General features: G+C 38.6%; 12 protein-coding genes. 7 read left to right on the top strand and 5 right to left on the bottom strand.

What is annotated here, in order from left to right:
- Positions 1 to 98: 98 nt before the first annotated feature.
- The 4 genes from gpmI to AAOP42_RS22995 all read right to left on the bottom strand — a co-directional run bounded on the left by gpmI (position 99) and on the right by AAOP42_RS22995 (position 3,634).
- On the bottom strand, positions 99 to 1,619 hold the full coding sequence (gene gpmI, locus AAOP42_RS23010) for a 2,3-bisphosphoglycerate-independent phosphoglycerate mutase (protein ID WP_349530944.1): 1,521 nt from the start codon (positions 1,617 to 1,619) through the stop codon (positions 99 to 101).
- Positions 1,620 to 1,765: 146 nt separating this feature from the next.
- Entirely contained in the window at positions 1,766 to 2,374 is a 609-nt protein-coding gene (locus tag AAOP42_RS23005; RefSeq protein WP_349530943.1) for an EF-hand domain-containing protein, read from the bottom strand.
- A gap of 310 nt (positions 2,375 to 2,684) precedes the next feature.
- On the bottom strand, positions 2,685 to 2,924 hold the full coding sequence (locus tag AAOP42_RS23000) for a VF530 family protein (protein WP_349530942.1): 240 nt from the start codon (positions 2,922 to 2,924) through the stop codon (positions 2,685 to 2,687).
- Between the two features lie 113 nt (positions 2,925 to 3,037).
- A complete protein-coding gene (locus AAOP42_RS22995; protein WP_349530941.1) occupies positions 3,038 to 3,634 on the bottom strand; it encodes a MarC family protein in 597 nt (198 codons plus the stop codon).
- A gap of 487 nt (positions 3,635 to 4,121) precedes the next feature.
- Between AAOP42_RS22995 and AAOP42_RS22990 the strand changes: the two genes are divergently transcribed.
- Positions 4,122 to 4,514: a methylglyoxal synthase gene (locus AAOP42_RS22990; RefSeq protein ID WP_349530940.1), complete on the top strand. Its 393-nt coding sequence runs from the start codon at positions 4,122 to 4,124 to the stop codon at positions 4,512 to 4,514.
- A gap of 4 nt (positions 4,515 to 4,518) precedes the next feature.
- Here the strand turns inward: AAOP42_RS22990 and AAOP42_RS22985 are convergent, their stop codons facing one another.
- Positions 4,519 to 5,232, bottom strand: a complete 714-nt coding sequence (locus AAOP42_RS22985) for a YggS family pyridoxal phosphate-dependent enzyme (RefSeq protein WP_349530939.1) — start codon at positions 5,230 to 5,232, stop codon at positions 4,519 to 4,521.
- A 96-nt stretch (positions 5,233 to 5,328) separates the two neighbouring features.
- Between AAOP42_RS22985 and AAOP42_RS22980 the strand changes: the two genes are divergently transcribed.
- The 6 genes from AAOP42_RS22980 to AAOP42_RS22955 all read left to right on the top strand — a co-directional run bounded on the left by AAOP42_RS22980 (position 5,329) and on the right by AAOP42_RS22955 (position 13,819).
- Entirely contained in the window at positions 5,329 to 6,879 is a 1,551-nt protein-coding gene (locus AAOP42_RS22980; RefSeq protein WP_349530938.1) for a GH3 family acyl-acid amido synthetase, read from the top strand.
- 144 nt (positions 6,880 to 7,023) lie between these two features.
- Positions 7,024 to 9,285 (top strand): glycoside hydrolase family 20 protein, encoded by a 2,262-nt coding sequence (locus AAOP42_RS22975; protein WP_349530937.1) that lies wholly within the window; start codon positions 7,024 to 7,026, stop codon positions 9,283 to 9,285.
- An 87-nt stretch (positions 9,286 to 9,372) separates the two neighbouring features.
- The gene (locus AAOP42_RS22970; RefSeq protein WP_349530936.1) at positions 9,373 to 10,488 is read left to right on the top strand and encodes a sialidase family protein; all 1,116 of its coding nucleotides are present in this window, start codon (positions 9,373 to 9,375) and stop codon (positions 10,486 to 10,488) included.
- Positions 10,485 to 11,825, top strand: coding sequence for a sulfatase family protein (locus tag AAOP42_RS22965; protein WP_349530935.1), 1,341 nt, complete (start codon positions 10,485 to 10,487; stop codon positions 11,823 to 11,825). The genes AAOP42_RS22970 and AAOP42_RS22965 overlap by 4 nt, the downstream gene beginning before the upstream one ends.
- A 35-nt stretch (positions 11,826 to 11,860) precedes the next feature.
- A complete protein-coding gene (locus AAOP42_RS22960) occupies positions 11,861 to 12,244 on the top strand; it encodes an SRPBCC domain-containing protein (protein ID WP_349530934.1) in 384 nt (127 codons plus the stop codon).
- Positions 12,245 to 12,310: 66 nt separating this feature from the next.
- Complete coding sequence (locus AAOP42_RS22955; protein ID WP_349530933.1) at positions 12,311 to 13,819, top strand: alkaline phosphatase D family protein; 1,509 nt, start codon at positions 12,311 to 12,313, stop codon at positions 13,817 to 13,819.
- Positions 13,820 to 13,846 lie beyond the last annotated feature (27 nt).

Here is a 13,846-nt window from a genome sequence, read left to right as displayed (position 1 = left end):
GGCAAAGAACCTCGGAAATATTCGATTCTGGGGTTGAAAAAAATAAGACTGTTTAACCCTTTTGAAACAGCCTTATTTTCATCCTTTAACAGTAGAAACTACACTAAAACGTCTCCACTCATTTCTTTAGGAATAGGTACTCCCATCAACGTAAGAATAGTTGGAGCCAAATCTCCAAGTTTACCATTTTTGATTTCACCTTTATATTCTTTGTCCACCAGGATACAGGGAACCAAATTGGTAGTGTGGGCAGTATTAGGAGAACCATCTTCATTTATCATCACGTCAGAGTTGCCATGATCGGCTATTATAATGGTAGAGTATCCATTTTCCAGTGCCACATCAACTACCGCTTTTGCACATGAATCTACTGTTTCGCAGGCTTTGACAGCAGCCTCGAAGACACCTGTGTGCCCAACCATATCAGGGTTGGCAAAGTTTAAGCATACAAAATCGACTTCTTTACTTTTCAATTCGGGAATGATGGCATCACGAATGTCTCCGGCACTCATTTCCGGTTGAAGGTCGTAAGTTGCTACTTTTGGAGAAGGGCAAAGAAGTCTCTTTTCTCCTTCAAATTCTTTTTCTCTTCCTCCTGAAAAGAAAAAAGTAACATGAGGATACTTTTCTGTTTCAGCTATTCTTATTTGTTTTTTGTGATTGGTTTCCAGTACTTCCCCCAAAGTATTTTTCAGGTTGTCCTTGCTGTACATCACCTTTACTCCTTTGAAATTTTCATCATAAAGAGCCATGGTCACATAGTGTAAGTCTAATTTCTTCATATCAAATTCCAGCATGTCGTTTTGTGAAAGCACCTCTGTGATTTCACGGCCTCTGTCTGTTCGGAAGTTAAAACAAATGACAACATCACCTTCGCTAATTTTGGTTACCGGGTTTCCTTCATTATCAGTTTGAATAATGGGTTGGATAAATTCATCAGTCACCCCTGCATCATAGGAAGTCTGGACGGCATCTAAAATATTTTGTGTATGTAAACCAATACCTTTCACCATTGCATCATAAGCGAGTTTCACTCTTTCCCACCGCTTGTCCCTGTCCATGGCAAAATACCTTCCCGTTACAGTCGCCAAAGTACCTGTTGTGTCAGACATGTGGTTTTGCAAATCCTCCAGGTATGCTTTTCCACTTTTCGGATCTGTGTCTCTGCCGTCTGTAAATGCATGAATAAATACATTTTCAACTCCATTTTCTTTAGCACCGGTGCACATGGCTTTTACATGCTCAATGTGGGCATGAATACCTCCATCGGATACAAGACCTATAAAATGTACTGATTTTCCATTGGCTTTTGCATAATTGAATGCTTCTACCAGTGTTTCGTTTTTTGCAAGAGAACCATCTTTTGCCGCATTATTTATTCTGACCAAATCCTGATAAACTACTCTACCGGCTCCAATATTCATGTGACCAACTTCAGAATTGCCCATTTGTCCTTCCGGTAATCCTACAGCCAGTCCGGAAGCTTCCAGTTTGCTGTTGGGGTAGGAGGAATACAACGAATCTACGAATGGTGTGTTGGCAGCTTTGATGGCAGATACTTCATCGTTGGTGCCTAACCCCCATCCGTCGAGTATCATCAATATTACTTTTTTGTCCATGCTTTCAATTTTATTAATCAATAATTACCTTGCCTGAAGGCCGGTAAAGCTGCAAATATAGATATTATGAAAACCTTACTCAACACAATGGTTGAATTAAAGATTTGATAATACAGGTAGTCTAAATGGTTAATTGCTGAGGTGTTTTATAACTCCCAATGCCCAAATAGCCAGTTTCCTCCTGCAGCCGGATCGTCACTTTTCAAGAATTCTTCTACAGATTTCACTAATTCACTTTTCGAAATTTTACCGTCACTATTGAGATCAAGTTTTTCAAAAGACACAGGGGCGAATCTTACTTCTATTCTTAATCCAATAAATAAGTCCAGATATTCATCAAGTGAAATATAACCGTTTCGATCCGTATCAAATACATCAAACACTGTTTGAGTCATGCCCTTGACATATTGATCGTACCATTCGTTGTTAGAATTGATTACGAATGAATCCATAAATGTCAACCACATGTCCAGGTTTCCATCTGTGGCATTCACATGTTTTTTCATGTTGTTCCAAATAGAAAGGGATAAATTGCGGATAAATTTATGGTCTTTGCTGTTTCTGTCTAAACTTCGAATAACCGATAAGTTTTCTGCAATGTCTTCAAAGTCCTTTCTTTGAATTAATCCGTTGCGATCAAAATCAAGGATTTGAAAAAAATGGATTTGTTTCCTTTTTTGAAGTGGGGTGAGCATGGTTGTAGTTTTAAGTGGTTGATGTTGTTTTACATAGCTACCGGATTTGGAACAATACATTGAATTCCAGTCTTACTCAACTTATTTTTGTGAGCACCTGAAAGTAAAGATAGTTAATTTACGAACACCATTGAGTATGGTCGTTTCGAAAAATAACGACAGAAAGTGGAGGAACATAAGGTCGATTGAAACCAATTCTAGTGAATGGCGTTGCTACGCAACCATTTTTTTATAGAAGATTATGTGTTGTTGGGATATTGCGCTGGAGGTCGAAGTAAAAACCACTCAAATATCCTGCACAAGTTTCGATTGGGTATATGACTCTGGCAAAGAGTAGTAGCAAGGTACAATTATGTGTTATGGTTGGTTACTATTTTTTTATTCGTTTTAAGTAAAGTTGCTCTACTTTTTCTCTTGCCCAAGGAGTTTGCCTTAAAAATTTAAGGCTGGAATTGACGGAGGGGTTAGAATTGAAACATCGGATGTTGATTTTTTTTCCAAGCTCTTTCCATCCATAGTCTGCCACCAATCGCTCCAGTATATCTGCCAATTTTACTCCGTGCAGCGGATTGTTGAGTTGTTCTTTGTTGCTGTTATTTTTGTCATTCATTTTGTAAACAAATAAGAGGTATTTATGCTAAATGGTTTACAAAAGTAGTTTAATCTAGATCAGGAAGAAATATGATCTGTAAGTTTGGTATTGCCGACTTATATAGGGAGAAATCAGAATAGGTTTTTTAACCCGGTAATAACCATGTTGACACCAATAGCTCCTATGAAAAAGCCATTGAGTCTGAGCAAAACTTCCATGTTTTTGTCAAATGCAGTTTTGAATTTTCTTTTTTCTATAGAATCCCTGAGTTTTTTCAGAGTATAGATCACAGCAAAATTAAGAGCAAAAATGAGTACCAGAGATCCTGTTCCCATGACATAAGACTGTCGGTGAGAAAGTATGATACTCAGAGAGATAGATCCTGCCCCAACCATGAAAGGCAGAGCAATTTCTGATGCCAGGTCGTCCAGGTTTTCTTTGATAATAATCAATGCTTTTTGACCTTTCACAATATAGTAATAGGCATAAGAAAATATAATAATACCACCAAAAATCCGGAATGACTCAAAATTGATTTGAAAAACGGATGTGAAAATAGTGTCTCCCAGAAAGAAAAAAACAAGACAAATTGTAAATGAGATTATGGACGATTTAAAAATTACAATCAAAAACTCTTTGTGGCTTAAGTCCTTTCGCAAAGGTTCAAGGTAAAGAAAAAGAGCAAAAGGGTTTAGCATTACTAGAAACTCAACAATAGTCGAAATCATACTCAATTATTACATTTAAAAGCAAGAACAAACAAAAACCTTAAAGGTAAGATGATAAATGAAGCATACCAAAAGATACTTTTCACCAAAAAGTCTGTTTTTTGGAGATTATGGTTTATTTGGGGCTTTGGAAGCAACCGCAGACGAAATAAATTATGTGGCAGACTGTTAGGAGTAATCCGGATGCCATTTAAACGGGTTTTATCATACGATTTATACAACATTGTTTAGGCTTGAATGTCCGTCACTTTTATTCCTGCTGGGAAAATCACCAAAGTGGTGTATTGAACTACCTGACTCGTTTTAGGTATTCGGATGAAGTCTAATTGGGGGAATGACAAAATTGAAAGTCATAACGGTTTTATCAATAACAAGATCAAATTTACTAGAACCGGAAATAAAAACAGTTTCAATAAAGTGTGTATGGAGATAGCGGAACATTATTTCGTCTATATTCGTGTACGCTTTTGGGTAAAAAACTATACGAATGAAAATAGCTGTTATAGCACACGATGGGAAAAAGAAGGAGCTTGTAGAATTTCTTATGGAGAATAAAGACTATTTAAAAAATATAGACTTGATCGCTACAAAAGTTACCGGTGATCAGATAGAAAACGCAGGGTTGAAAGTGACTAAGGTTTTGAGCGGACCGTATGGTGGCGATGCTCAGATTGCCAGCATGGTAGCGGAAAAGAAAATTGACATAGTAATATTCTTTCGTGATCCGATGGGCAAGCATGTACATGAGCCGGACATTCAAATGCTCATGAGGGTATGTGATGTGCATGAAGTACCTCTTGCCACCAACCTTGCTACCGTCAGGTTGCTGTTAAAGGGAATAGCTGAAAAGAATAGAGGGATAAGTAATTTGTTTCGATAGATAATTAGGGATAGCTTCTTTCCCCAAAAATACTGCTGCCAATTCTTACCATTGTGCTACCTTCTTTTAAGGCCAGGTTGTAGTCACCACTCATTCCAATAGAAAGTTCTTTTAGTTGCAGGTGCTCTGAACTGTATTTGATCTTTAATTCTTCCAGTAAATTTTTGAGTCCTTTGAATTCTCGTTTAATCTGCTTTTTATCATAGGTGTTTGTAGCCATTCCCATCAATCCTGTAATGTTCACATTCTCAAATTGACCTGAGTTGACTTTATCCAAAACAGAAACCAGTTCATCCTCATTCATTCCAAATTTAGTTTCCTCGTCTCCGATATGCAATTGCAACAAACAATTGATTTTTCGATCATTCTTCTTCGCCTCATTGTCAATTGTAGTGAGTAGTTTCTCACTGTCAACAGCATGAATCAAGTGAATAAATGGAGCAATGTATTTCACCTTATTGGTTTGAAGGTGGCCTATCATGTGCCATTTTATATCTTTAGGAAGTGTTTCATACTTCTTTACCAATTCCTGTGCTTTATTTTCACCAAAGTTTCTTTGTCCGCAATTGTAAGCTTCTAATATGTCACTGGCTGGTTTGGTTTTACTTACAGCTATAAGTTGACAGTTGTAAGGGGTAAGCTCTTTATTGAGTTTGGATAAGGTTTTCTTAATGCTCATTAGGGATTTAACAATAGTTGAATATTGTCTGAGGTTCAAACAAAAGTAACAATATGATAACTGGAAATTAAAATATAGGGAAACAAAAAGCCTAAATTTGCGGAACTTTTTCTGCTGTTCAATGTTATACGAAAAATGGCTCTACTGGGAAAACTTCTAAAAAAAGGCATTAAAATCAGGGAAAGTCTGGAGCAGGATTTTTCTTCTCCCATTGATTTACAAAAGTCTGAACTCAAAAAACTTCTCATTGCGGCTCGTCATACTTCATTTGGTAAATTCTACTATTTTGACACCATCTTGAATGGATTCAAGCTCGAAGACAACAATACATTCTATAATTTTTATAAAAGTAATGTTCCAATTTTTACTTACGATGAAATTCATGATAAATGGTGGAAACGAACGCTTGATGGAGAAAAAAATATTTGTTGGCCCGGAAAAGTGAAATATTTTGCTTTGAGTTCGGGTACCTCCGGATCATCATCAAAATACATTCCGGTGACAACCGACATGGTGAAGTCTATCCAGAAAACCAGTGTGAGGCAGTTGCTTACGCTTTCCAAGTATGACCTTCCTGAAGATTTTTTTGGAAAAGGTACACTGATGATAGGAGGGAGTACCGATCTTAAGTATAATGGAAAGTATTATGAAGGAGACTTAAGCGGAATTACCACAGGGAATATTCCGTTTTGGTTTCAGAGGTTTTATAAACCAGGTAAGAAAATATCGCGGAAATCTGATTGGGAAGAGAAGCTCAATGAGATGGTGTTGAATGCTGAAAAATGGGATATTGGGATTATTGCTGGTGTGCCGGCATGGGCTCAGATACTTATGGAAAAGATATTGACCCATTACAACATTTCCAATATCCATGAGATTTGGCCCAACTTCAGAATATTTGTACATGGAGGAGTATCTTTTGAACCCTATAAAAATGGGTTTGAAAAGTTATTGGGTGGAGAACTTATTTATTTAGAAACCTATTTGGCGTCTGAGGGTTTTATGGCTTTTAAAGCCTTACCAAACTCCAAATCAATGCATTTGGTACTCAATAATGGAATTTTTTATGAGTTTATCCCTTTTAATGAGGAGAATTTTGATGAAACAGGTCAATTGAAAAATAATCCTGAAACACTTAAGATAGACGATATAGAAGAAGGCAGGGATTATGCTTTGCTTTTATCTACCAATGCCGGAACCTGGAGATACCTGATTGGTGATGTGATCAGGTTTGTGTCAAAAGAAAATTCAGAGATAGTAATAGTCGGACGAACCAAGCATTTTCTGAGTTTGTGCGGAGAACATCTTTCTATGGATAATATGAACAAGGCCATTCAACTGACTGCTCAGGACTTAAATATCAACATTAAGGAATTTACTGTAGTTGGCGAGCCTTGTGATTCTTTGTTTGCGCATCGCTGGTACATTGGTACCAATGATATGGTAGATAAAAGTTTATTGAAATTAACATTAGATGCCCACCTAAAGCGACTCAATGATGATTATTGCGTGGAGCGAAAGGCTGCCCTGAAGGAGATTTTTATAGACCTGCTGCCAGCAGATATTTTTTATGGCTGGATGAAATCACAAGGAAAAGCGGGAGGCCAACACAAATTTCCAAGAGTGCTGGCTGGAGATAAATTGATCAGTTGGGAATCATTTATTTCGGAAATAAAAACAGCATAAGCCTATTCATTTCAACCTTTACTGCAAAATTTAATTCCTGGAGTCTTATTTATTTCGATTAGCTAGTGGGATATTCTGTAAAGTCGGGATAGGGTCATTTTCAAAGATTTATTAACTTGAGGGTGCTTATCAAATTGTCAGCTCATGATTAATAAACATCCTGTTGGTTTCTACTACATTTTTCTTTCCATAATCATTTTTGGTTTTTCTTCTTGCGATCGTTCTGATGTTGATTTGGTAAAGAATGGTAAGACAAAATATGTTATTGTGTTACCAAATAAGGCTCATGAGTATGAGGAAAAAGCAGCATGTGAGTTAAAGAAATACCTGGGTGATATATCAAATGCTGATTTTGCCATAATCAATGAAGGCCAAGAGCCAATACAATTTGGGATATGGATTGGAGCTACTTCTAAGGTGACCGGAATGACTTTGACAAAAGAAGAAATATTGATGAAAAATGATTCGGGTCAGTTAATTTTATCCGGAGGAGACCCCAAAAGTACTTTGAACTGTGTATATACTTTTCTTGAAAATCATCTTGGATGTCGGTTTTACTCTCCGGAAGTAGAAAAGGTGCCAAAACTACAGTCAATCTCTATTGATAAGTATTTGAACTACAAATACCAACTGCCAATTACTACAAGGACAGTACACTCTCGTTTGTTTTATGAAAATGAAGATTTTGCAGACAAGAGAAAAGTAACTCATGATGCTTTTCCTGATTATGTTCCTACAGCCAGAGTACACACTTTTCACCATTTTGTGCCGAAAGAAAAGTACTATGAGAATCATCCCGAATATTATGCGTTGAGGAACGGGAAAAGAATACCGACTCAATTGTGCCTGACAAATAAGGCGGTTTTGCAAATTGTGAAGGATACAGTAAGGGTCTTGTTGGAAAATAATCCAACTGCAAAGGTTATTTCTGTAAGTCAGGACGACAATCAGCAATATTGTCAGTGTGCAGCTTGTGAAGAAATTCATAACAAGGAGGAATCGGCATCCGGCTCCATGATATATTTTGTAAATGAGGTTGCCAAAGAATTTCCTGATATTCAGATTTCAACGTTGGCCTACCAATATACCCGAAAGGCACCTAAGTATATCCGTCCGGAAGATAATGTATTGATTACACTATGTTCTATCGAATGTGACCGAAGTGCTCCAATTGAAGAAAAATGTGACGCATTTACACAGGATTTAAGAGCTTGGGGAGAAAAAAGTGACAATGTCAGAATTTGGGACTACACCACTCAATTCACTAATTTTTTAGCACCTTTTCCTAATATCATGACCTTGCAGCCAAATATTAAATTATTTAGGGACAACAGTGCCAGGTGGATTTTTGAGCAGCATAGCAACCATCCCAGTGAACTTTTTGAATTGCGCTCTTACCTCACAGCCAACCTGCTTTGGAATCCTGAGATATCTGTGGATTCAGTGATGCAGGATTTTTTGGAAGGATATTACGAAGAAGCAGGAGAGTATGTCGGCAACTATATCCGAACTGTACATCAGGAGCTTCAAAAGGATTCAACATTCTTTCTCTTTTTATATGGAGACCCTTCTCAGGCTTTTGATTCTTTTCTTAATCCCGATCTTTTGCATCAATACGATGCGTGGTTTGATGAAGCTGAAAAATTAGTGGCAGAAAAGCCAGAAGTATTGGATAGGGTAAGAGCTGCTCGTCTGAGTATAGATTATGCTATTTTAGAAGCATCCATGAGAAATATTCCGAGTAGCTTTTCATTGTATATTACAGACGATGATGGGCACAAATCAATACCTGAAGTATTGGAGCATCGGTTGGCTCGTTTTAAAGCAATCTGTGAAAAATTAAATATTACTCTTATGAACGAAATGGGCTACAAAGTCGATGAGTATCTGGAAGTTTATGAAAAAACAATCAACCGGGCTCAGCAGAATAACCTGGCTATTGGAAAGTCAGTGAAATTGTTGACTAGTCCAAAAAAATATGCCGATGAAAATCCACGAACCCTCACAGATGGTGCCTTGGGAGGAGCCAATTTTTATGCCAATTGGCTGGGATTTGAGGGTAATGACATGGAAGCAATTATTGATTTGGAAACATCCACCGAAATCAGTAAAATATCCAGTGCGTATCTGCAAGTTACCAATCACATTGTCTTTTTTCCGAGCAGTGTGTTTTATTATGGATCTGAAGATGGTACGGATTTTAAGCTTTTGGGTAAGGTGAAAAATCAAAGCCAACTGACCGCTAAGAGTAAAGTCAACGACATACAATATTTCGATTTAAGTTTTAATCCGACTTCCTGTCGATATATAAAGGTAGTGGCTGACAACTTAGATGTAGCCCCGGAGTGGCATCATGGAGCAGGCATGGGAAGCTGGATCTTTGCAGATGAAATAATGGTTCAATGATTTGTCGCAATTGTTTCACCTATTGCATAAATGCATTAATTTTCTCCTCAAAATAATTTTATCATTTTTCAATCTATTATTATTAATATGAAATACTTCTGTTTGTTCGTATTACTGCTATTATCCAGTTTGGGATTTGGCCAGGATGTTGAAAAGGAAAACTTGCTCAATGGGCTGTTTAAAGCAGGTGAAGATGGCTATGCCAGCTATAGAATTCCTGCTGTGGTAGTGGCAAAAGATGGTTCTGTGTTGGCTTTTTGTGAAGCAAGGAAAAACGGGCTCTCCGATACAGGAAACATAGATATTGTAATGAAAAAATCTACTGACAATGGACAGACCTGGGGTGAAATGAAGGTGATATGGGATGATGATGAAAATGTGTGTGGAAACCCTGCTCCCGTAGTGGATCAACAATCCGGTATCATTCATCTGTTGACAACCTGGAATAACGGCAAAGATCATGAGTCCAGGATCATTGATGGTACCAGCATAGATGGCAGAGAAATCTACCACATGGTATCCATAGATCATGGAGAAAGCTGGAGTAGTCCAAAAAATATCACTACCTCAGTGAAACTCCCTGATTGGACATGGTATGCCACAGGGCCTGTGCATGGCATTCAGATGAAAAGTAAGGCACATAAAGACAGGTTGGTAATTCCCTGCGATCATATCGAAAGGGATTCGAAAAAATACTATTCTCATGTGATTTATTCCGATGACAATGGCAAATCCTGGCAACTTGGTGGCACTACTCCTGATGACCAAGTAAATGAATGTTCGGTGGCGGAATTGGCTAATGGAGATTTGATATTGAATATGAGGAATTATGCGCGTAAAGACGCTCAAGTGAGACAAGTAGCGATCAGTAAAGACGGTGGAGAGACATGGATCGACCAGCGATTTGACGATCAATTGCCTGAACCGAGATGCCAGGGTGCAGTGCTGTCTGTAGGTAAAAAAGGCAAATTGTTGTTTACCAACCCTGCTGACCCTAAATCACGAAAAAACATGACCCTTTCTGTGAGCAATGATGGCGGTCTTACGTGGTACAAGAAAATTCCGATTCACGAATCTCATGCGGCATATTCTGATCTGGCTGAATTAAAAAACGGTAATATTTTTGTCTTTTACGAGGCAGGGTATAAGAATGCCTATGAAACTATCAGTTATAAGATTATTTCAAAAAAGGAGATTAAATGAGACGAATATCAGAACCTGTAACCAACTATGTTTTTCAATGTTTTAGTATCAGTATAGGAATCTTTTTTCTTTTTTTACTGGTGTCATGTGCTGGTGAGGAGAAACCTAATATCATTATTTTCTTCACAGATGATCAGGGCTATGCCGATGTGGGATGCTATGGTGCAGAAGGATTTAAAACCCCGAATTTCGACCAACTTGCCAGCGAAGGTATCCGTTTCACAGACTTTTATGTACCGGCAACTGTTTGTACGCCATCCAGAGCAGGACTCATGACCGGACGATATCCAAAAAGAGCAAATCTGCATGATGGGGTATTGTTTCCGTTTTCGGAAAATGGCCTCTCACAAGAGGAATATACCATGGCTGAGATGCTGAAAGAAAGTGGCTACTCTACGGCTTGCATCGGTAAATGGCATTTGGGACATAAGGAAGAGTTTATGCCCAATAACCAGGGCTTTGATTACTTCTATGGAGTGCCTTATTCCAATGACATGCACAATCATTTATACAAAAACATCAACTTTCAGGCACCACCACTTCCTGTCTTTCACAATACCACTCAAATAGAAGCAGGGCCGGATCAACGCTACCTTACTAAAAGATATACTGAACAGGTAGTGAAGTTGATCAGGGAAAGAAAGGATAAGCCGTTTTTTATATACCTGGCGCACAATATGCCGCATGTCCCACTTTTTGTGTCAGAAAAATTTGAAGGAAAAAGTGAAAAGGGATTGTATGGAGATGTGATTATGGAGCTTGATTGGAGTGCGGGTGAAATTGTGAAAACGTTAAAGGAAGAGGGTATTTATGACAATACCATATTTTTGTTTACTTCCGACAATGGCCCTCATGTAGGGTCAGCAAAACCGTTGAGGGGAAAAAAGGCGGAAACCTGGGATGGCGGCCAGCGTGTACCTGGTATAATGGTGTGGCCGGATAAGATTCCAGCAGGAAAAGTTTGCAACGAGATGGTAACTACCATGGATTTGTTTCCCACGTTAGCAGGTATTGTTGATGCTACTATACCAGAAGGTTTGACTTTTGATGGCAAAGATGTTGGCTTACTACTGAAGCAGCCGGAAGGGACTAAACTTCCTGATCGTCCATTGTATTTTTATGCACGAAATGGACTTCCGGAGGCTGTCCGTTTTGGCAAATGGAAACTTCACATAGACAAATCAAGGGGCTGGAATAAAAATGAAGAAGGACAGTTTCCTGTTTCTCTATACGACCTTAGTGCTGATATCAGAGAAGAAAATAACGTAGCAGACAAATACCCGGATGTGGTAGAAAAATTGGCCAAATCTATAGCGGATTTTGATGCGCAACTTTGATTGCCTACTTGGACATAACATAGCTGACATCCATAATGAAAGAACTTAAAAAATACTACATCATACCTGCGCCTCCAGAAGAAGTGTATCTTGCACTCACTCTGGCATCAACCATCAGATTATGGACAGGAGACGAAGTAGAAATGGTGGCAGAACCCGGTACGGAATTTTCCTTGTGGGATGGAAGTATTACGGGTAAAAACATTGAGTTTGAGGAAGGGAGAAAAGTAGTGCAGCAATGGTATTTTGGAGAAAATACAGAGCCATCCATTGTCACGATCAAGCTACATCCTCACAAGCAGGGTACTTCAGCAGAACTACGCCATACCAACATCCCCGACGATGATTTCGATGATATGGAGAATGGATGGGAGCACAGCTACTTCGGCTCATTGATAGAATTTTATGAGGGGGAGTAGGGGGGGCTTTTCAGTCATTTTTATTACATAATCTATATACGATATTGCATTCATAAATACAGCATAATGAAGTTTTTAGCACATATACTTTTGATTTCCACTATTATCGTTTCATGTACCCCCATGGAGCAGGATATTTACCTTGGGCAAGGCATTATGTCTGGTGAAGCCGCTTCAACCTCTGTGATCTTACAATCGAGATTGACGGCTTCTGATACATTGGTAGATGGAGATATGCCAGGCAGATTGGGAGTAGCCAGGTTCGAAATTGGTGAAGATGCTTCTTTTGAAAATGCTCTTAATTCTGATTATCTGGATGCTTTGCCTGAAAATGATTTCATTGTCAAGAAGAAAATAGAAGGGCTAAAAGCAGGTACGAAATATTTCTACCGTTTACGATTTGGAAAAGACTCTAATTCTCTTTTTACAAGTGAAACAGGTACGTTTAAAACTTTACCCGGAGCTGGTAGTGACTCAAAAGTATCATTTGCTGTGGTGACAGGAATGAACTATTATTTCTTTCACTATGGTAGCTATGACAGTACCAAAGCATACAGTGGAAGTGATAAAGCACTGGGTTATCCGGCACTTCAATCTATTAAAAAACTGAATCCTGATTATTTTATTGGTACAGGCGACAATGTTTACTTTGATCACCCTAATGAGAGAGGTTTTAAGTCATCTCAAAAAAACGGAAAGAAACCACATCCGGCAGGGTATGAGGGAAAGGAAGTGACCGATGAAGAGGGAATGAGAAAAAAATACCATGAGCAATTTATGCAGCCAAGATTTCAAGAGCTTTTTAGTAGTGTCGGGACGTATTGGGAAAAGGACGATCATGATTATAGATTCAATGATGCTGATCCTTTTATGGAGTTTCCGATCTCTCACGAAATGGGGATCAAGAATTTTCAAGAGCAACTGCCTGTTGTCGATCCTGCCGACTCAAACCCAAAAACATACAGAACACATCGCATGAGCAAAGACCTACAGGTTTGGATGCTTGAAGGTAGAGACTATAGGAGTCCGAATGGAATGGAAGACGGACCTGATAAAACGCTTCTGGGAGCTGAACAGATTAGTTGGCTTAAGGAGACATTGCTGGAGAGTGATGCCAGTTTTAAGATCATAATTTCGCCCACTCCAATGGTGGGGCCCGATGATGCCTATAAAAGTGACAACCATGTTAACCATGAAGGCTTCAGATATGAAGGAGAAGCCATTTTTAAATGGATGGTTGATAATGGTTTCCTTGATAAAAACCTTTACATTATATGTGGAGACAGGCATTGGCAATATCATGCCATGCATCCTAGTGGGATCGAAGAATTCTCTACAGGAGCTTTGGTAGATAATAACTCCCGAGCCGGACGACTTGCCGGAGATCCCAAGTCAACTGATCCCGATTCTTTGATCAAACAATTTTACATTCAGGGAGATAAGGAGTCTGCTAGCGGTGGCTTTCTATCTTTCGAAGTAGAAAGAAAAGGAGGAATCCCAACAGCGACTTTTAAGTTCTATGATGAAAAAGCCAAATTGTTGCATGAGGTAAAAAAGGAAGCTCGTGAGCACTAAAAAAAGAATAGATTTTTTCTCAAAAGA

Origin of the sequence: Reichenbachiella sp. MALMAid0571, assembly GCF_040151475.1 — a bacterium.
Lineage (GTDB): Bacteria > Bacteroidota > Bacteroidia > Cytophagales > Cyclobacteriaceae > CAXBNB01.
Note: the sequence above shows the minus strand (reverse complement) of the source record. Positions and strands in the feature narration are given on the sequence as shown.